Below are 19808 nucleotides of genomic sequence, written 5' to 3' on the forward strand. Positions count from 1 at the left end.
AAGATTCCTTTATCTATTTATTTGATGTCTCATTGCTAGATATGTCATTATTGTTCCCCATTTTTATTTCTTTGTTTTCTTTGGTGGTTTCACTTTCGATATCTTTTCTATAATCATTCCGAAAGAAGGTTCTTTCTTCTTTTTAGTTGAAGTTGATTTTGCAACCGCTTTAGGTCTTTCTGTTCCTTTGCTTGATGTTCCTTTCTTAGCCATAAACTAAATTCTGATATGTCATTCTAACATAACACAAAGATAGCATTTTATTTACACGTTCACCCTCTTTCATCTTTCTTGTATTGTAACGGAAGGTGAACTCATCGAAATATCGTTGAAGGTGTTTAGGGCTTAAGCAATGGTAGATTCCAATTATAGCCCGTTTGGCTATGCTCCAAAATCCTTCTATTGTGTTTGTATAGATATCCCCTATAACATATTGACCCGCTCCGTGTTGAACGTAAACATGCTGTCGGAATATCTTTTCCAAACCGGAATAACCAATATACTCGTCGCTGATGATCCTTGCTGTGTCCTTTACCATTCTACGTATTATATCCTTTAATGTTTTTCCTTTTACATCTGGAACAACCATTGCAATCACTTTTCCATTTCTTTCGATCATTCCGAATACAGGTGTCTTATCTTCTGTACTTCTTCCTTGTGAGTGTTTTACTTTTTTGTTCCAATGCCGGTTCTTGTTCTTACCTCCTACGTAGGTCTCGTCAATCTCCACATCATTTTCCAATTCTATATCAAGATCAGCCTGGCTTAATGCATACCTAATTCGATGGAGCATAAACCAAGCTGTCTTCTGTGTAACATCAATATCCTTTGCTAACTGATAAGAAGATATTCCCTTCTTGTGAGAGGTTATTAAGTAGATGGCGATAAACCATTTTCTTAATGATACTTTACTCCCTTCAAATATGGTACCAACCTTAACGGTGAATTGCTTTCTACAGTGAGAACATTTATACCTTATCCCATCAGAAAATGAATAAACTTTCTCACATCCGCAATGAGGACAAACTGTATTATCTCCCCATCTCTTTTTTGATAAGTACATAATACAATCCATTTCATCGCGGAGATAATCGGTCAATTCGATTAAACTGTTAAACTCATCCTTGATTTCACCGTTGAACATAAAGATAAAAGATTAATATTTAGACGAATATAATCATTTTATTTTTATGTAGTACTAATTTTTGGGTTGAATTTGTATGTTAGTGCCTTATTTTATCCTGTTGGCTTTACTTTATCTGGCATCAAGTCTTTAATAAAAGTCAAAAACAGATATTCTTACATTCTCCTGTAAGGAAAATCAATGCTTCATGTATATAACTTATACAACATGGAAAAAAACAACGACATAAAAACATTGGATCGTTTCTTACAAGGGCGGTTATCCGGTCAGGAAGAAAAGAATCTGTTCGAATGGTTTCGTACTCCCGATACGAAAGAATCCCTTTTCGCATCCTATCAGGAACGTCTGGACAATGCAAGTGATGAATTGGACGATGATGTGCAACAACGCATGTTGAATCATATCAGCCTAAAGATCAAAGAGGCGGAACAGGCCCGTCAGATACGGAAACTATCATTGCGTTACCGGATTACGCAGATCGCTGCCGCTTGTTTCCTATTATGTGGCATACTGGGAAGCTATTTCATACACACAAAACGAACGGCATCCTCCGAAGAACTTATCGTCAGAGTCGATCGCGGACAAAAAGCCAGCATGGAGCTACCCGATGGAACATTGGTATGGTTGAATTCGGACACCAAAATGAAATATAACAATGCCTACAACCGGAAAGACCGGATCATCCGCCTGGATGGGGAAGCCTATTTCGAAGTAGCCAAAGACCGGAATAAACCTTTTATCGTACAAGTCGACGATATGGAGATCGAAGCATTGGGTACAGCTTTCAATGTTAAAGCCTATTCTGCGGATGAAGATATTACGGCCACTTTGATGGAAGGGAGTATCGCTGTTACCTCCGACAATGATCGTGTCCTTTTAAGTCCGAATGAAAACATATCCTATCATCGCCCTACCCATCAATCGGTTAAAACTACGCTTTATAATACCGATCTGATCTCTGCCTGGCGAAACGGACGGATTGTATTTAATGGGGAAACATTAGGCGAAGCAGCCGTTATGCTCGAACGTATCTATAATATCCGAATTATTTTTGAAACAGAGGACATAAAGAACTATACTTTCCTGGGAACCATAAAGAACAACAGCCTTTCGAATGTATTCGAGATTATGAGCCTGACTGTTCCTATCACCTATGCAATAAGCGATAGTTCTGTGATTATCAGCAAGAATAATAACCATAAAAGAAATAGCCCATGAAATAAAAACCAAAGAAAAACAAAACGGAACAGACCCCAGGGGCCTGTCCCGCGCATAATTGCTTACAATAGTTCCGCACTGCAATCTATCACCGATACCGGGCCGGGTATCAAGCATTGCAAAAAGGTTCTATTTTAAGTGGGTAAAGTTATTAAAAACTTTGTATAACCAAACATTCAAAATAATGAGACTTATAAAAAATATAATTATAAAGGCTGTATTGTGCCTACTGGTGTGCTGCATCAGCGAAAACATATCCGCACAAATCAACCTGTCGGAAAAAAACAAAACAATTCGGGAGATCATCCATAAAATAGACAAAGAAAGCGATTACAATTTTTTCTTCAACAATGCCATGTCCGGATTGGACAAAAAAGTATCCATTAAATTATCCAACAGCTCGATAGAGAACGTATTGAACCGTTTGTTGAGTGGTACCGGTATCACGTACACAGTGAAAGAAGACAATCAGGTGGTATTGACCGATCTGAAAACAGCCGATAACCTTGCTCAAACCGCATCGCAAACCAAACGTACAATCACCGGTACCGTCACCGACGAACAAGGCGAACCGGTTATTGGCGCCAATGTGGTGGAGAAAGGAACGATCAATGGGGTCATAACAGATATGGATGGAAAGTTTTCACTTTCTGTTTACCCTTCCTCCATCTTACAAGTATCTTATATCGGATATATTATGCAGGAAGTGGGCATTAGCGGCCAAACATCTTTGCAACTTATCTTAAAGGAAGATTCACAAAGCTTGAATGAAGTTGTTGTCGTAGGATATGGAACCCAGAGAAAAGGGGAATTGACTTCTTCCATTGCGAGTGTTAAAAAAGAATCTTTCACTCAGGGAAGCGTACAAGACGCCGCCCAATTGATTCAAGGTAAGGTAGCCGGTTTAGGAGTTGTACTTACCAATGGGAATCCCACATCTACCAGTCAACTTGTTTTACGTGGAGCGGGAAGTTTGCTTTCCGGCACCAGTCCGTTGGTTATTATTGATGGGGTCCCTGGTGATCTGTCAACTGTAGCTCCGGAAGATATAGAAAGCGTTGATGTATTGAAAGATGGTTCGGCTGCCGCAATCTACGGAACTCGGGGGAATAATGGGGTAATTTTCATTACCACAAGGAAAATTCACGGAGAAGCAAAAGCTACGATAGAAGTTCAGTCTTACCTGACTGTGCAAACGATCAACCGGAAACTGGATATGATGGATGCCTCTCAATACCGCGAACTGGTCGCTCAGAAGAAACCGGGTGCTATCGATCATGGTTACGAAATCGATTGGCTGGATGAAATACTGCGTACGCCTATTACTTCAGTGACAAATGCCAGTTTTCAGGGAGGGACATCTGCGACCAACTATATTGCCAACATCAACTACAAATCGGCGGAAGGGATCGTAAAACGTTCAAATAACAAGGTATTAACTACGCGTTTAGAAGCCAATCACTCGATGTGGGATAATTTATTGAAATTTAATTTCAATATAATGGGACGTCAACAGACCTATCAGTCACTTGGTGATGGAAATAGTTTTAATGGTAGTATCTATCGTACGGCTTTAATCGGTAATCCTACGGATCGCCTGAAAGATGAAGAAGGCACATGGGTGGAACACACTACAATGAATGGATATATGAATCCAGTAGCCGCTATTTATGAGAGTGATGGTGAAAATAAAAACACCCAGATCAAAACGTTTGGCTCGATCACACTAACCCCCATCAATCAGTTTTTTGTAAAAGCATTGGTGTCGAATACTACATTTAATGAGACAAGAGGATACTCTGAGACTAAAAAGCATATCTCTACTGTGAGGGATTCGAAAAATGGATTCGCATCCAGAGGAACGACCCGTTCATCCGAAAAACTGATGGAAATAACTTCGCAATACCGTGAACAGTTCAATGCACATAATATTACAGCATTAGTCGGTTATTCCTATCAAATGAATCAGTATGAGAATTATTGGATGCAAAACTGGGATTTCTCTTCCGATCAATATTCATATAATAAAATGCAACAAGGAGCTGCTCTCAAACGGGGAGAGGCAAAAGAAGAATCGATAAAAACCGAACATAAACTAATCGGATTCTTCGGACGTGTGAATTATAACTACGACAATCGTTATTTGCTTTCCGCAAGTTTGCGTCGGGAAGGATCGAGTAAGTTCGGAGAGAATCATAAATGGGGTAATTTCCCTGCTTTTTCTGTAGGATGGAATCTATCGAACGAATCATTTATGAAAGATATTGAATCGATCAATTTGTTGAAACTGCGTGTAGGTTTTGGTATTACAGGAACTGTTCCTACCGATCCTTATATGTCGTTGAGAAAACTGGATACCGGAGCTAATTTCTATACTGAAAGTGGTTGGATTCCAACCTTAAAACCCGCATCAAATGCCAACCCCAACCTGAAATGGGAAAAGAAAGAAGAATGGAATTTAGGTATCGATTACAGTCTTTTCAACCATTTCATAAGAGGTAGTTTCGATTTCTATAAACGAACGACTAAAGACATGCTTTGGAAATATACGGTGCCTATGCCTCCGTTTCTATACAATGAAATGATTGCCAATGCAGGTACGATGGAGAATAAGGGATTGGAAGCGCAAATCAATATAACTCCTGTGCAAACCCGTGACTTTACATGGAATTCAACCCTCAATTTCTCTACAAACAAGAATAAGTTAGTATCCTTATCGAATGACCAGTTTCAGGTGCATTCCGGATATATCGAAGAAGGATGGACCGGGGAACCGATCCAGAGAAAAACACATCGCATTTTTGAAGGAGGTGAAATGGGTAATTTCTGGGGATTCAAAACCATTGGAGTTGATGAAGACGGACGTTGGATCATTGAAGGAAAAAATGGAGAACCCAAATCCATCCTGGATCAGACAGATGATGACCGTAAAAAAATCGGGAATGGTTTACCTAAACATTTCCTTAGCTGGAATAATCAGATATCCTATAAAAACTTTGATCTGAACATCTCTATGCGGGGTGTTTTCGGATATGATATTTTAAATATGCCAAGAATGTTTTACGAAGTACCGGTTAATCTGACCCGTGGTAATCTGCTGGCAGATGCCTATCAGCCTAAATTTGGTCAAGTGCTCAATGATCAGCAAGAACTTCAGTATGTTAGCTATTTTATTGAAAAAGGTGATTTCTGGAAAATAGATAATATAACCTTGGGATATAATTTGCAGTTTAACAGCAAATACATCAAGAAAGCCCGCTTTTATGCTACAGGAACTAACCTCTTTACTTTCACAAGCTATTCAGGTATTGATCCCGAAGTAAATGTAAACGGATTAGATCCCGGATGTGATACTCTAGGGCGTTATCCCTCTACCCGTTCATTTACAATTGGCACAATATTAACTTTTTAACACTAACGAATTATGAGAAAATATGTAAAATATACGGCAGGTTCACTTTTAGCCTTGTTTCTGTGGATTGGTTTTGCCGCTTGTACAGATTTAGGAGAAAATTTATACTCGGATATTACGGAAGATAGTTATATCTATGAACCGGGTGATGCAACCCGCGAAGTAGGCGCGGCTTATGCCAATCTGAGAGGATGGACAGACGCAGGTGCCGGTTTAGGGATTTGTATCGCACAAGCGATCTCTACGGATGAAGCCGTTTTTCCCGCCAATGGATCGGGCTGGGACGATGGAGGTAATTTCCGACGTATGCATCAGCATAAATGGGATGGGACACAGGAGCATGTAAAAAGAATGTGGAATCTATTTTTTACAGGAGCTGTATTGTGTAACAACGTGATAGGTATGTTGGAAAAAGAAAATTTCCCATTCGCTTCGAATGAAAACAAACAAGAACTTATTGCGGAAACCAGAGCTTTGCGGGCCTTTTATTATTGGTACATCATGGATAATTTTGGGGATGCCCCTTTAATCACAGCAATGTCTAATGAAATGCCTCCCAAAACACCTCGGAAAGAGATTTATAATTTCGTAGTGAAAGAGCTTCAGGAAATTATTGAAATTCTTCCTACAACAAAAAGTGTAGCCAATTACGGGCGTTTCAATCGCTGGGGTGCAAAAGCTTTGCTTGCCAATGTGTATCTGAACGCAGAGGTATATGCAGGAACTCCACAATGGGAAGCATGTATAAAAGAGTGTAATGACATTCTGAATGCAGGAGTATACACACTTGATGCCGACTATACGGATATGTTTAAAACAAACAATGAAAATTCATTGGAAAACATATTTGTCATACCTTTTGATGAGATTTATGCAACAGGCTTCAATTATCATTTGGCTGCTCTTCATGGCGCCAACAGAAAAACCTATGATTTGGTAGGTAGTCCCTGGGGCGCGGGTGCTTATAAAGGAACACCCCAATTTGTCGACACCTATGACGCGGATGATCTGCGCCTGAACGCAACCTGGTTAGGTGGTCCGCAATATGCATCAGACGGTACCCCGCTTTTAGGTTCTTATGACAAAATGGGTGAGCCGCTTATTTTCGTAAAAGAAATGCCCAATGGTATTTTCACCAGTGAAGCCGAAGGTTTGCGATTTCTTAAATACGAAGTAGCTATGGGATCCAGAAGTAGTTTGAACAATGATTATGTTCTTTTCCGTCTGGCACAGGTTTATCTGATGAAAGCAGAATGTTTACTCCGCACAGGAAAAGCAGACGAAGCAGCTGTATTGGTGACGGAAGTCAGAAAGAGAGCTTTCAAAAACAACCCGGAAAAAGCCGTTGTTACCGGAGCTCAGCTTCTGGGACCTTCAAGTTATCAATATGGTATGGTAGAAAATTATGTCATCACTCCTCAATCTCAAAAGTTCCCCGAGCAATACGGACGTTTTTATGATGAGTTGGGTTGGGAATTAGCCGGAGAAACTTTCCGTAGAAGAGATATGATCCGTTTTGGTCATTACACGAAAGCAGCTTGGTTGTCTCACTCGCCAAGCGAATCTTATCGTACGCTCTATCCTATACCACAAGAAGTTGTAGACACAAATCCGAATTTAGATCAAAATCCGGACTACGTGGGTAATTAATGATCTGACTAATAAAAAAACAGCATATTCACAAGGTGTAGTTTTGTTTACACCTTGTGAATATTACTGTTTACAATTTATCTTACAATTATGAAATTAGTATTATTTATAGCAACACTATGTGTTTCTTCTGTGTTTTCGATTTTATCCGCAACCGAGAAAAAGGATATTTCTAATTATTCCAATAATCGTTATCCGCTTCTACGTAAACCTTATATTGAACTTCCCCTGGGCAGTATTAAAGCAAAAGGTTGGCTGCAAGAAATGTTGGAAAGACAGCGCAGCGGTGCTACCAGCCAAATGGATATACTCTACCCCTCGGTGATGGGAGATCGTAATGGATGGCTAGGCGGTGATGGCGATCAATGGGAGCGTGGACCTTACTGGATTGATGGCTTATTACCTCTGGCTTACCTTTTAGATGATGGAAAATTGAAAGAAAAAGTACAACCTTGGATTGAATGGACATTAAACAGCCAACGGGAAGACGGTTATTTTGGACCTGCGAAAGATTATCCGCACGAACCCGGATTACAACGAGACAATTCAGCCGACTGGTGGCCCAGAATGGTGATGCTTAAAGTGATGCAGCAATACTACTCGGCGACCAACGATCCACGTGTGATCTCTTTCTTTACCAATTACTTCAAATACCAGCTTCAGGAACTGCCCCGGAAACCATTGGGCAACTGGACTTTTTGGGCTGAATATCGTGCCTGTGATAATCTTCAAGCTGTTTACTGGCTTTATAATATTACCGGAGATCGTTTCCTTCTCGAACTAGGAGAACTATTACATACACAAAGTTATGATTTTGTGGATATGTTTCTCAATCGGGATGATCTGACTCGCTTCAATACGATTCATTGCGTCAATCTGGCTCAAGGCATTAAAGAGCCGGTTATTTATTATCAGCAACAACCTGAAAAGAAGTACCTTGATGCTGTAAAAAAAGCGTTTGCGGATATTCGTCATTATAATGGTCAGCCGCAAGGAATGTACGGAGGGGATGAAGGCTTGCATGGCAACAATCCAACGCAAGGATCCGAGTTGTGCTCAGCGGTTGAACTGATGTACTCCCTTGAGAAAATGGTTGAGATTACGGGTGATATTGATTTCGCCGACCACCTGGAAAGAGTTGCTTTCAACGCTCTTCCGACTCAGATAACTGACGATTTCATGGACAAACAATATTTCCAACAAGCGAATCAGGTAATGATTACCCGCCACAATCATAATTTCTATGAAGATCATAATCATGCCGGAACAGATATTTGTTACGGATTATTGACCGGATATCCATGTTGCGCATCGAATATGCATCAAGGTTGGCCTAAATTCACTCAAAACCTCTGGTATTCCACTCCGGATAACGGTTTGGCAGCATTGATCTATTCTCCGTCAGAGGTGACTGCCAAAGTGGGGAATAACGGACATATGGTTCGCATTACCGAAGAAACGAACTATCCGATGGATGATAAATGCTCCTTTACTATTCATATACAAGATAAGAAAGTGAAAGAAGTCACGTTTCCGTTTCATTTCCGTGTGCCGGCATGGTGTAAAGAAGCAATCGTAACGGTAAATGGGAAACCCGAACAAAGTGTTAAAAGCGGGCAAGTAGGCATTATCAATCGCACATGGAGAAATAAAGATAAGGTGGAAATCACCTTGCCGATGGAAGTACAGGTGTCTCGATGGTATGAAAATGCAATAGCCGTTGAGCGTGGCCCCTTGGTTTATGCATTGAAAATGCAAGAGAATTGGAAAAAGAAGAGCTTTGCACAGGAAGAAATATCACGTTATGGCGAATCGTATTACGAAGTGACATCTTCCACCCCGTGGAATTATGGGATTCTTGGGTTCCGGCCAGATGAAATACAACAACATTTCAAAGTGATTATCGATTCCGAAAAACAAAAAGCAGCTTATCCCTGGAATACAGAAAATGCACCTATATTAATAAAAACAAAAGGCAAACGAATTCCACATTGGCAATTATATAATGAAATGACAGGTCCGTTACCTTATTCGGTTGGAAACAGTTCTGCTGCGGTAGAAGAAATCACCTTGATTCCATACGGATGTACTACATTAAGAATAAGTGAATTTCCTTTGGTAAGATAAAATCAAAGCATTTTTCGGCAAAAAAAGAATTCCGGATCGAACCGTCGCTTCCTGACCTTTGGCATACAGACGGGTGATTGCACAACAAAAGAGGCTGTCTCAAAATAAATTGAGATAGTCTCTTTCTTTTTACCCCGAGCAGCTTTATTTAGACTACAGTATAAAAAGTTATTTTTTAGGTAAATAGTAAATAAAGGCTTATGTTTGCAGATTTATTTTCAAGATATGGATATCAGAGTAGAGAAAAAGGACCAGCAGGATATATACACGACCCCTATCGTTCAGCAAACCGCATTCTGGTCTGAAGTGAAAAAGAATCAGGGTTTAACCACGCGAGCCCTTGATTTTAAAGTACGTAATCGAGACATTTATACCGGAGTTGGAGGATACTCCTACACCAATGCCGACCTTCTACTGGTCGAACGTCCACTGGATCATGAAACCTATATTGCCTATGCACCTTATGGCCCGGAGATAGAGCCTTCTGACGAAAATCAGGGACGTTTCTTGGAAGAGCTTTCAGAGCTGATCCAGCCGCACCTGCCGAAGAATTGCGCCGCCATACGGTACGACCTCAATTGGCGCTCGCACTGGCACGACGATGAAGTTCCTGTCCCAGTATTCCAAGAGTTCAACATGAATTATAATACGATTAACTGGAGCCTTCGCAAAAGCAATTCAGGCGTTCTGCCTGCCACTACTATTTTCCTTGATCTTGCACCGACTGAAGAGGAGATACTCAAGCAGATGAAGCCAAAAACCCGTTACAACATCGGCTTGGCAAGACGGAAAGGGGTGTCCGTTCGTAGAGCCGGACTGGAACAAATCGGGATATGGTATGAGCTATATAAAGAAACCGCCCTGCGGAATAACCTATTTGTAAATAACGTTGAATACTTCACATCAGTGATATCGGCTCGTGCAGACGACACCTCATCGCCTGCCCATGTAGAGCTTCTCATTGCAGAAGTCGACAATATTCCGCTTGCCGCCATGTTCCTTGTATTAACCGCTCATCGCGGAACTTACCTTTACGGGGCTTCGTCTTCCCGGATGCGTAATTTCATGCCTACTTATGCCCTCCAATGGGAAGCAATCAGGCTATCTAAACAGGCGGGATGTATTGAATACGATATGTTTGGCGTATCACCCGGTCCGCAAGCCTCGCACCCCATGCATGGATTGTATCAGTTCAAAACCGGTTTTGGCGGCGAGATGTTTCATCATTTAGGCTGTTGGGACTACGTTTTCGACCAAGATAAATACCGGATACTGCAACACAGCGAAATGCAAATACAGGGATACTATATGTAAGAAGAAGGGAATCAGAAGTATCCTTTAGGTCTGAAAGATACTTCCGATTCCGAATATAAAATAGTTATTTCCAAAGCGAAGTTGCTTCATCTATGATTCCATCCTCCATTGAACATTGCTCCAATGAACTTTCTTTTGATTGAATAACAATATAATTCATCTGTTCATCAGAGGTATTAGTCATACCACGAACGCCGGCAGGAGCTACGCGCACGATGCTACCTTCGGCAATATCAAAGCATTGATCGTCAACCTGAAATTTACCTGCTCCACTCAAAACAATGTACGTTTCTTCATTTTGTTTATGGGAATGAAAGATAGGGAGATCTGTTTTGGCAGGTAACACACTTAAAGAGATTTCCGTACCGCTTGCTTTGGTAGCTTCTTTCAGGAATGCTTTTCCGTTTGCTGTTTCAGGCAGGAGTGCCAACTTTCCCAATTCAATTGCTGTAAAATTCTTGTTCTCTGCTACAGTTTTCATGTTCTTAAAATTTTAATTATCAACATTTGTTACTATTCGTAACTTTATTACTTTTGTATGGCAAAAGTAGAGTAAGTGTTTTAATAAAACAAGAAGGCACAGAACAGTTCGCTGCTTACTTCTGTGTAACAATTGTTGATAAGAAGATAGTTATGGATAAAAAAAGTTTAATAAATTTCGAAGCGAGTGAGTATTGTCCGGTTCGGAACGTTATTGCCCGTTTGGGCGACAAATGGTCTATCCTTACGTTGACAACATTAAAGGTTAATGGGAAACTGAGATTTAGCGACATACAACGCACCATAGGAGATGTTTCCCAACGTATGCTGACTGTTACTTTGCGCGCTATGGAAGCAGACGGTATAATCAGCCGCGAGATTCACGCCGAAGTTCCGCCAAGAGTAGAATACGAGCTTACAGAATTGGGAGAGAGCCTCTACCCTCATCTGCAAGCATTGATTGATTGGGCGACAGAAAATATCGATACAATTATGGTTGGCAGAAACAACCTTTAAAAATAGGTTACTTCACCGGGATACGCAACTCTACTATCCAAGGAGCATCAACACCCTGAGTACCATCTACACAACCCAGATACAGTTCGTAGTGATCCCGCAGGTCGCATTCACAGCCTTTCTCATTGAAAGCTGCGGCATATGCTTTTTGCCATGCTTCTTCATATTCAGACATCATTACTTCTACCTGCATCACAAAATACTTGCCTCCGCTTATGGTATAGCGTTCCATACCTTCTCCCAGCTCTATGTCGGAAAGGTCTTCCAGGCAAGCCTTGGAGCGTAATTGGTCGTGCGGGGTGTTGGTGGGGTCGTCCTGATAAAGACCAACCATTTTAGGAGAAGCTGCCCAAAGGTTGTTGGCTCCTGCCCATGCTGCTAACTTATCAAATGCTCCGGCAATACCTGAATATTCGCCAACATGAGGAATTGCAATTGTCTTGATTGGTTCGAGATTCTTAATCTCTGTACTGTTCACTTTCATACGTCTAATTTTTGAATGATTTGTTTAATAATATCTTTTATTTCAAAGGGTTTTATTACTGTTGTCGTGTCGGCATTCGCCAGTACCCATCTGGCCAGGCCCTCAAGTGAATAAGCCATGTAGGTTTGTTCTATCCGGCCATCTGCAAGCTCTTTTTCGTTAGTCAGCCCCATAAAATAGCACCTGTCGGCAAATTGTTTGGACACCTCTTTGCTTGTAAGCAAAACGACTTCTATTAGGCATTGCGAGTCGACACAATCCAAAAGTGAGTCTAAAGGCGGATGCGCTTTTGTATGTTTGTTATCTGTTGTTCGTATATTACTGATACGATCGAGCCTGAACATCCGGTACTCTTCGCGCAAATGACACCAGGCCGAAAGATACCAACGGGGGTGCGAATAGCTGATGCCTACAGCTTCCAAGGCTCTTTTGCTTTTATTCTCGTCTGCATTGCTGTAGTCTACCTCCAGGATCAACTTATCGTTTATACTGCTCAATATTATTTGCATTATATTGGGCAAACTCTCTCCTGAACTCCGGCTTTTATACACTGCTATTGTATCATCCATCTCGTGGAGGTATCTTTTATCTACAGCCCGCAATGCAGCGCGAATTTTATCCATCCCCTGACGGAAGTAGTTGCTATTCTGCGTATCGGTAAGCTGCTCAATAATCTTTTCGGCTGTAAGAAAGGCTATTGCCTCTTCTTTGGTAAACATAAGTGAGGGTAATCTGTAACCTTCAACTAATGAGTAACCAACTCCCGGATTTCCACATACCGGCACTCCGGCCTCCGACAAGGTACGCATGTCGCGGTAAATGGTACGCAAACTTACACCAAAGCGTTCTGCCATTTCAGAAGACTTCACCAACGGGCGGGATTGAAGCTGCACCAGTAATGCTGATATGCGATCAATCCGGTTCAAAGGTGATTCGTTTTCTTAAAGATGTTAGCTTCATGATGATGTCTTTATTGATTATGACACAAAAATAATACACTTGTTTGACAACAGTATGTCAGCAAGTTTTTAAAGTTACTTCAAATCTTTTATATGTTCCTTTTTTGCTAGTTTATTCGTATGTTTACATTCAATAAATTATACATATGAAAACAGAAAACATCAAGCTCGTATACTTTAGTGCGACCAACACTACACAGAAGATTGTCAGACATATATCAACACAGTTGGACGGTGATATAAAAGAGTATAACATCACACGGCAGGCTCCTGAAGCGGAAGTTGTATTGGATAACTCAGACCTGCTGATAGTAGGGATGCCGGTATATGCCGGACGCATTCCGGCCATAACATTACCAGCCCTCCATCAATTCAAAGGCAATGGTACACCGGCTATTATAGTCTGCGTTTACGGCAACCGCGAATATGATGACGCGCTGCTTGAGCTGAAAGACGTAGTGGAGGCTAATGGTTTCAAGGTGGTTTCGGCCGGAGCATTCATCGCTCAACATTCTATATTTCCACAGGTTGGGACAGAGCGTCCGGATAAAAAGGATATGGAATCAATCACTGAATTTGCACAAAAAAGCAAACAGATAATTGATTCGATAGACGGATTGGATACACTACATGAAATCATTCCGAAAGGCAATCGCCCTTACAAAGTCCCCGGCAAACTACCTCTGCAACCCAGCGGAAACAGGAAATGCACGGCATGCGGCACTTGTGTAAAACAGTGTCCGGCACAGGCTATTGCCGCCGATACGCCACGCAAAACAGATAAGGAAAAATGTATAGCCTGCGGACGCTGCATTGTAGTTTGCCCAGCCGATGCACGCCATTTCGGGGGACTACTATATAAAGTAGCCGGAAGAAAGTTTGTAAAGGCACATTCGGCACGTAAGGATCCGGAATTTTATTTCTAAGTTATAAGACATACCACAAAACCATCATATGGCAAATTGTTCCACCTAAGACAAATAGGTGGAACACAGAGTGCATATAAGGTAGTTTATAGAAAGAATAAAGTACGGCTCCTGTAATATAGAAAAAAGCTTCGGCCAACAACCAATATAGAAACTGTACAGAAACAACCTCCAACAGAGGCTTAAAGGCTATTAATATACTGCATGCCATTGCCACATAACATATTGTCTTTAAATGGCTATGTGCTTTAAGTTTATGAAAACTGACAACCACACCTACAACAGCACAGAGCCATACAAAAATAAGAATACTCCATCCCCAAAAGCCTACCTCGCGCAAGGTAACCAACATAATAGGTGAATAACTCCCCGCGATATGCAGATAAATAGCGGCATGATCAAATTTTCGCAGCAAATCTTTACGGGGAGACGGAGGCGCAGCATGATACAAGGTAGAACTAACGTAAGATGACAGCATACCGAACAAATAGATTAACATACCTGCTACCGCCCACGGATTATTGCTATCTATAGCCAGATATAATAAGTAGCCTCCACCAAGGATACCTATTAATATCCCTACCCCATGAGACAAGGTGTTTAGCCGTTCTTCTTCTTTGGTATAAAATCCACTCGATGTATGCTTTTTCACTTTACAAAAGTACGAATAATTCTTCGGCGCGTTCCATATTTTTAATGATAGGGACCGAGAAGGGGCATTTATCCTCGCAATTACCACATGCTATACAATCGGCTCCACTTGCAGCTAAGGATTTGTAATGCTGCCGGATGCTCGGCGGGATATTCGCGGTATCTAAAGAGGCGATATCAAGGTACTTATTAACCATAGCTATGTCGATATTGACAGGGCAGGGCTGGCAATGGTTGCAATACACGCATTGGCCACTCAGTTCTCCCTGATAGCCGCTTATTATATCCATATAATCCCGTTGCTCTTCCGGTGTATTCAGGTAAGCTACAGCTTCTTCTACTTGCCGGGCAGACTGGCAGCCAATCATTGTACTAACTACTCCCGGACGGGTAAGTGCATAATGAATACATTGCGGAACGCTCATGGCCTTCTTGAAAGGGGAATGTTCGGCAGACAAAAGCCGTCCACCTCCCAGAGTTTTCATTACCGTAATGGCAATTCCCTGTTGCTCACAGTATTTATAAAGTTCTGCGCGTACCGGGTCTATGGTTACATATTGCTGAGCGGAAAGTTCTTCCATTGTACTTAGTACATCTGTCTCGGCAGGAGTCATATCAAATGCCGGATTGATACTAAACATCATCAGGTCTACAATCCCTGTTTCCAGAAGTTTCCTGGCCACAACAGGATTGTGAGAGCTTGTTCCGATAGCCCGGATAACACCTTTCTGCTTCAATTCCAAAGCATAATCAACAATCCCGTTGGAATAAATCTGCTCAAAGGCCTCATCAGAATCCATAAAGAATAACATGCCTACGTCTATATAATCGGTACCAAGGTTATCCAGCAGTTTCTCGAAGTATCTTTTGCAGGTAGGCAAGTCGCGGCTTACATCGTATTGCTCACTTAAATCTACCGATCCGATATGCCCTTGTATTATCATATCTTTCCGTCGGTTACCAAGCGCTTTGCCGATGTTACGCCTCACTTCGTCGCCGGGCATGAATAGATCCATGATATTTATACCATGCTCCAATGCCGCATGAATTGTTTCTTCAACTACAGCATATGGCTTACCATCCAGATGCTCTGATCCTAGGCCTATAACACTGGCCGACATTCCGGTTTTCCCTATTTTTCTATATTCCATAATTTAATTTCTACTATTATTTAGCAATACAAAGTTAAGAGGAGATTTGATTGGTGTGTTTGCTATACGGTTCAATTTACTTTACTGAATAGTTCAAAAAAGAATATTTAAAAAAGTTGCTGGGTCACAACTGTGACCCACGTGGTTCACGTCTGTCGACCAGCTGGGTCACAGCTGTCGACCAGGTGGTTCACAACCGTGACCCAGTTGATCGACAATTGTAACCCAGCAACTTTTTGCTAAACAAAATAATGCTTTAATACACTCGCAAAATGAGCTTACGGCCTCATTCCCATAGCCTTTATATATCCTTCATTTTTAGAAGTGTTGGCTAATTTCATATTCTCCAGTAAATCGTTCAATGCTTTTTTTACCAGTTCCTGATCCGGACGTGCTTCGCGTATCTTTGCAAAGCTGCTCCGGTCTGCCTTTGTATATTCTACAATCACATTCCAGTTCTCCGGAGCTGGGATTGTACGCATACAAGCGCCGCCTTCCGTCATCTTCTTATAGGGCCAATAGTGCCAGCCGATGTTGTTGCGCTCCATTAAGCGAGTCCAGGCTCCTACCCACTCGTCGCTGTTTTCGCCGGTTTCACCCATATATATAGGCAGGTTTACGCCGTCTCTGAAATCTACAAAATCCTGAATATTATGCTGTAACGTATCACACCAGTAGCGGTGGCAGGTATACATCATATTATCGTCGAATGTAGAGTCTTTGAATATCGAAAAATTACCGTTCCATTGTGCGCCGGCAAGTAATACAACATGGTTTTTATCTACTGTACGAATGGCTTCTACACATCTTTTATAGAGAGGCTCAAGCAAGTCGTTCAAATGAGCAAAATCTTCCAGGAAATAGTGGGCTATCGGCTCGTTCAGCAAATCATATCCCAGTATAATAGTGTCGTTTGCATAATGTTCGGCTATATTCTTCCAGATATCGCAAAACAGATCCTGGCTCTCTTTGCTTTCCAGCAGCCAGGGGTACCCATAGCTATCATCTATGTTATCACCGGTTTGCCCTCCCGGAGCATCGTGCATATCCAGAATAACATAGAGGCCTTCCTGCCGGCACCATTCTACGGCCTGGTCTATCAGTTCAAAGCCGTTCTGATCCGAGCTCAAACCCATATAACCCTCATCTGTAAAGAGCTTGTAATGGAATGGGATACGCAGCGAATTCATGCCCGTTTGCTTAATGTACTTAATATCCTCTGCTGTGATATAATTTTTCTTAAACTCATTCCAGAAGTTTTTGGTAAAATCGGGGCCTACCATCTCGCAAAAGGCGTCATTTATAGTCCTATACGAGTTTACGTTCTGAAACAAAAACATATATCCTTCCGGATTCAGCCAGTTCCCCAGATTTGTCCCTTGGATAAGTATTTTTTCGCCATTTGATTTAATCAAGTCCGGACCCTGCACGCGGATAAAAGCTTCGCGGGGAAGTGATTGATCTTTTGGTTGATCTTTCGACTGCTGACAGCTGATCATCAACAACATAGTTGCAACGACTACAAATAATAAATTCTTTCCCATTTTATCAATATTTAGTTCTTTAATAAATTTACTTACAAAACATTACTCTCTGCAGCCACCATCATAAGCAGGAAAGCCTGCGCTTCAGTAGAGGTACCGGGACTATTAAACATCGGCGAGCCGGCAGCACCCTGCACATATCCATATTGATCTACCTTAGACAGAGCCCCTTGTTGCATTTGCTTGGCAGCCTGCAAATAAGAGGAGTCTATTGCTCCGTTTTTCACGGCTTTATAGATCGCAAAAGCTGTCATCTGAGAGAGATTCGTTTCTACATAAGTCTGAGGATTATCTACTATATCATGGAAAAGCCCGTCCGGACGCATATTGGGTAGCAAGCCTTCCAATAGTTCTACCAGATAAGAAGCCACTTCTTCCCGGTATGTTTGTTGTGCCTTGGGTAACAGCTCATATACAATAGCAAAAGAGGCTGCTGCCCAACCATTTCCACCTCCCCAGCTATTTTCAGTCAGGAAGCGGTTTTCGTCATCACTCCAACGATGCGAATACAGCTTCTTCTTGGGTTGCCACAGGCGGGTCCGATAGCCCCTGAGTTGCTTCATACACTCCTCAGAATCCTGATATGCAGCCAAAAAGGGAGGAAGCATATAGATAGAGTCGCTCCATAGCTGCTTGCTGTCGTTCAGGTGATATAGTGTTCCGTTCGGATCACGCGGAGCCTTATTTTTGCAATAATCGTACAAGCGATCAGCTGCCGATTTGTATTTTTCGTCGCCAAACAACTCGTAGGCTTTTAATATGCCGCAGCCTGCCGCTACAGGGTCTGTAACATTATGCCCCGAGCCAAGCATACAAGTACGTCCGTCAGGCGACTGGCGCAGAATGGCTTCGTCTACCAAAAAACGCAGCATTTCAAACTCCCGGCATTCAATCATGGCCTGAATAGTGGTTCCCTGCTCCCAAGAGGCACGTTGCATGGCCAACATGGCATAGCGTACCTTCAGTAAAAGAAGATTATCAGGTCTGTTTTCTTCTGCAAAAGTAGCTGCTTTTGCTGCATATCCTCCTACTGCTGTGGCAGGTATAATAAGGGATAGGTTACGGATAAAGTGTCGTCTGTTTTGCATGGTTTAATTTTTAATTATACTATAACATTGGTCTTTAATTCGTTCGTAGAGTCTGTAAAAAATAAATCAGGCCTAAAATACATTATTTATTCGGAACATAGGTTATTTACGTCTGATTTTGTAGATTTGTCAATCAAATTCAAGTATTTTACGTATGAAACAGTTTTTTGCTATTATAACAGCTTGCGCATTGCTGGCCGGTTGCCAGCAGGCTCCCGAAGGATATGTAATAAAGGGAGAAGTAGAGGGTGCCTCCGAAGGAATGGTTTACCTGAAATCGTTTCGTAACAAGATGTTCTTCAATACCGATTCTGCAGAAATCAAAGAGGGGCATTTTGAGTTTAGCGGGAAGGTAGAAACTCCATTATTATATGGATTGGCTACTGAAGACATGAGGTATCCGGCGCAATTCTTCGTTGAAAATAAAGCAATGAATGTTGTACTGAATGCCGAAGATGGCTCCATCAGCATACAAGGTTCTCCGGCCAATGATATCTTTTTAGAAAATGCAGAAAAGGTATTTGAAAAGGGCTATAATATAGATAGTTTGGTAACAAAATACCCGGACTCTCCGGTCGCGGCTTTTTATTTATACCGCTATTTCACATATCAGCTAACACTGGATAATTTGAAAGATACACGAGCCAAACTGGCTCCCACTCTGGCATCTTGCCCCTATATCCTGGACCTGGATAAGATTATTACACAGTTGGAAAACGTGCAGATAGGGAAGGTTGCTCCCGAGTTCTCATTGCCCGATACTGCAGGTGTACAGGTATCCTTGTCATCATTCCGGGGCAAATATCTTTTGATTGACTTCTGGGCAGCCTGGTGCCCTCCCTGCCGCCGCGAAAACCCCAATGTAGTGAAGGCATTTGAAGACTTCAAGGACAAGGGTTTTACCGTTTTAGGAATATCTCTGGATCGTGATAAAAGTCAATGGCTAAAAGCAATAGCAGATGACAAACTGACCTGGACACACCTTTCCGACCTGAAATATTGGGACTCCGAAATTCCGGCACTTTATGGGGTACGTGGAATCCCCGACAATGTATTGCTAAACCCGGAAGGTATTATAATTGCCAGGAATATAACAGGTGAGGCATTGCACAATAAGCTGAAAGAAGTGATGCCTTAACAAGCT

Annotated in this window: 17 protein-coding genes; 8 read left to right on the forward strand and 9 right to left on the reverse strand. The window is 41.8% G+C overall.

Going from position 1 to position 19808, the window contains the following annotated elements; translation table 11 throughout:
- Positions 1–63 precede the first annotated feature (63 nt).
- Both M2470_RS10835 and M2470_RS10840 read right to left on the reverse strand, forming a co-directional pair.
- Complete coding sequence (locus tag M2470_RS10835; protein ID WP_280745011.1) at positions 64–213, reverse strand: hypothetical protein; 150 nt, start codon at positions 211–213, stop codon at positions 64–66.
- Positions 206–1144, reverse strand: coding sequence for an IS1595 family transposase (locus M2470_RS10840; RefSeq protein ID WP_280745012.1), 939 nt, complete (start codon positions 1142–1144; stop codon positions 206–208). Before M2470_RS10840 ends, M2470_RS10835 begins: the two co-directional genes overlap by 8 nt.
- A gap of 207 nt (positions 1145–1351) precedes the next feature.
- Between M2470_RS10840 and M2470_RS10845 the strand changes: the two genes are divergently transcribed.
- From M2470_RS10845 to M2470_RS10865, 5 genes are all read left to right on the forward strand, one after another.
- Positions 1352–2362, forward strand: coding sequence for a FecR family protein (locus M2470_RS10845; RefSeq protein WP_280745013.1), 1011 nt, complete (start codon positions 1352–1354; stop codon positions 2360–2362).
- A gap of 184 nt (positions 2363–2546) precedes the next feature.
- The gene (locus M2470_RS10850) at positions 2547–5774 is read left to right on the forward strand and encodes a SusC/RagA family TonB-linked outer membrane protein (protein ID WP_280745014.1); all 3228 of its coding nucleotides are present in this window, start codon (positions 2547–2549) and stop codon (positions 5772–5774) included.
- A 12-nt stretch (positions 5775–5786) separates the two neighbouring features.
- On the forward strand, positions 5787–7424 hold the full coding sequence (locus tag M2470_RS10855) for a RagB/SusD family nutrient uptake outer membrane protein (RefSeq protein ID WP_280745015.1): 1638 nt from the start codon (positions 5787–5789) through the stop codon (positions 7422–7424).
- 90 nt (positions 7425–7514) lie between these two features.
- Positions 7515–9551 carry a beta-L-arabinofuranosidase domain-containing protein gene (locus M2470_RS10860; RefSeq protein ID WP_280745016.1) on the forward strand — a complete coding sequence of 679 codons (2037 nt, stop codon included), beginning with the start codon at positions 7515–7517 and terminating at the stop codon, positions 9549–9551.
- Positions 9552–9776: 225 nt separating this feature from the next.
- Entirely contained in the window at positions 9777–10865 is a 1089-nt protein-coding gene (locus M2470_RS10865) for a peptidoglycan bridge formation glycyltransferase FemA/FemB family protein (RefSeq protein ID WP_280745017.1), read from the forward strand.
- Positions 10866–10929: 64 nt separating this feature from the next.
- Here M2470_RS10865 and M2470_RS10870 read toward each other — a convergent pair whose 3' ends face one another.
- On the reverse strand, positions 10930–11346 hold the full coding sequence (locus M2470_RS10870; RefSeq protein WP_280745018.1) for a cupin domain-containing protein: 417 nt from the start codon (positions 11344–11346) through the stop codon (positions 10930–10932).
- A 152-nt stretch (positions 11347–11498) separates the two neighbouring features.
- Here M2470_RS10870 and M2470_RS10875 point away from each other — a divergent pair, with 152 nt between their 5' ends.
- Positions 11499–11861: a helix-turn-helix domain-containing protein gene (locus M2470_RS10875; RefSeq protein WP_280745019.1), complete on the forward strand. Its 363-nt coding sequence runs from the start codon at positions 11499–11501 to the stop codon at positions 11859–11861.
- A 7-nt stretch (positions 11862–11868) separates the two neighbouring features.
- On the opposite strand, the gene M2470_RS10880 is transcribed toward M2470_RS10875, so the two are convergent.
- Positions 11869–12345 (reverse strand): GyrI-like domain-containing protein, encoded by a 477-nt coding sequence (locus tag M2470_RS10880; protein ID WP_280745020.1) that lies wholly within the window; start codon positions 12343–12345, stop codon positions 11869–11871.
- The gene (locus M2470_RS10885) at positions 12342–13271 is read right to left on the reverse strand and encodes a transcriptional regulator (protein ID WP_280745021.1); all 930 of its coding nucleotides are present in this window, start codon (positions 13269–13271) and stop codon (positions 12342–12344) included. Before M2470_RS10885 ends, M2470_RS10880 begins: the two co-directional genes overlap by 4 nt.
- A 179-nt stretch (positions 13272–13450) precedes the next feature.
- Here M2470_RS10885 and M2470_RS10890 point away from each other — a divergent pair, with 179 nt between their 5' ends.
- Positions 13451–14230, forward strand: coding sequence for an EFR1 family ferrodoxin (locus tag M2470_RS10890; protein ID WP_280745022.1), 780 nt, complete (start codon positions 13451–13453; stop codon positions 14228–14230).
- A 1-nt stretch (position 14231) separates the two neighbouring features.
- Here the strand turns inward: M2470_RS10890 and M2470_RS10895 are convergent, their stop codons facing one another.
- The 4 genes from M2470_RS10895 to M2470_RS10910 all read right to left on the reverse strand — a co-directional run bounded on the left by M2470_RS10895 (position 14232) and on the right by M2470_RS10910 (position 18664).
- The gene (locus M2470_RS10895; protein ID WP_280745023.1) at positions 14232–14882 is read right to left on the reverse strand and encodes a hemolysin III family protein; all 651 of its coding nucleotides are present in this window, start codon (positions 14880–14882) and stop codon (positions 14232–14234) included.
- Between the two features lies 1 nt (position 14883).
- Complete coding sequence (locus M2470_RS10900; protein WP_280745024.1) at positions 14884–16032, reverse strand: aldo/keto reductase; 1149 nt, start codon at positions 16030–16032, stop codon at positions 14884–14886.
- 278 nt (positions 16033–16310) lie between these two features.
- A complete protein-coding gene (locus tag M2470_RS10905; protein WP_280745025.1) occupies positions 16311–17576 on the reverse strand; it encodes a glycoside hydrolase family 5 protein in 1266 nt (421 codons plus the stop codon).
- A gap of 32 nt (positions 17577–17608) precedes the next feature.
- Positions 17609–18664: a glycoside hydrolase family 88 protein gene (locus M2470_RS10910; protein WP_280745026.1), complete on the reverse strand. Its 1056-nt coding sequence runs from the start codon at positions 18662–18664 to the stop codon at positions 17609–17611.
- A 154-nt stretch (positions 18665–18818) separates the two neighbouring features.
- Between M2470_RS10910 and M2470_RS10915 the strand changes: the two genes are divergently transcribed.
- A complete protein-coding gene (locus M2470_RS10915; RefSeq protein ID WP_280745027.1) occupies positions 18819–19802 on the forward strand; it encodes a TlpA disulfide reductase family protein in 984 nt (327 codons plus the stop codon).
- Positions 19803–19808: the final 6 nt, after the last annotated feature.

This window comes from Parabacteroides sp. PH5-46 (genome assembly GCF_029892785.1).
Lineage (GTDB): Bacteria > Bacteroidota > Bacteroidia > Bacteroidales > Tannerellaceae > DFXE01.

Excerpts from the sequence above, each read along its gene's own strand:
- M2470_RS10835 (WP_280745011.1), bottom strand. The coding sequence starts at position 213 with ATGGCTAAGAAAGGAACATCAAGCAAAGGAACAGAAAGACCTAAAGCG.
- M2470_RS10890 (WP_280745022.1), top strand. The coding sequence starts at position 13,451 with ATGAAAACAGAAAACATCAAGCTCGTATACTTTAGTGCGACCAACACT.
- M2470_RS10880 (WP_280745020.1), bottom strand. The coding sequence starts at position 12,345 with ATGAAAGTGAACAGTACAGAGATTAAGAATCTCGAACCAATCAAGACA.
- M2470_RS10875 (WP_280745019.1), top strand. The coding sequence starts at position 11,499 with ATGGATAAAAAAAGTTTAATAAATTTCGAAGCGAGTGAGTATTGTCCG.
- M2470_RS10850 (WP_280745014.1), top strand. The coding sequence starts at position 2,547 with ATGAGACTTATAAAAAATATAATTATAAAGGCTGTATTGTGCCTACTG.
- M2470_RS10865 (WP_280745017.1), top strand. The coding sequence starts at position 9,777 with ATGGATATCAGAGTAGAGAAAAAGGACCAGCAGGATATATACACGACC.
- M2470_RS10860 (WP_280745016.1), top strand. The coding sequence starts at position 7,515 with ATGAAATTAGTATTATTTATAGCAACACTATGTGTTTCTTCTGTGTTT.
- M2470_RS10845 (WP_280745013.1), top strand. The coding sequence starts at position 1,352 with ATGGAAAAAAACAACGACATAAAAACATTGGATCGTTTCTTACAAGGG.
- M2470_RS10910 (WP_280745026.1), bottom strand. The coding sequence starts at position 18,664 with ATGCAAAACAGACGACACTTTATCCGTAACCTATCCCTTATTATACCT.
- M2470_RS10915 (WP_280745027.1), top strand. The coding sequence starts at position 18,819 with ATGAAACAGTTTTTTGCTATTATAACAGCTTGCGCATTGCTGGCCGGT.
- M2470_RS10900 (WP_280745024.1), bottom strand. The coding sequence starts at position 16,032 with ATGGAATATAGAAAAATAGGGAAAACCGGAATGTCGGCCAGTGTTATA.
- M2470_RS10855 (WP_280745015.1), top strand. The coding sequence starts at position 5,787 with ATGAGAAAATATGTAAAATATACGGCAGGTTCACTTTTAGCCTTGTTT.
- M2470_RS10840 (WP_280745012.1), bottom strand. The coding sequence starts at position 1,144 with ATGTTCAACGGTGAAATCAAGGATGAGTTTAACAGTTTAATCGAATTG.
- M2470_RS10870 (WP_280745018.1), bottom strand. The coding sequence starts at position 11,346 with ATGAAAACTGTAGCAGAGAACAAGAATTTTACAGCAATTGAATTGGGA.
- M2470_RS10905 (WP_280745025.1), bottom strand. The coding sequence starts at position 17,576 with ATGGGAAAGAATTTATTATTTGTAGTCGTTGCAACTATGTTGTTGATG.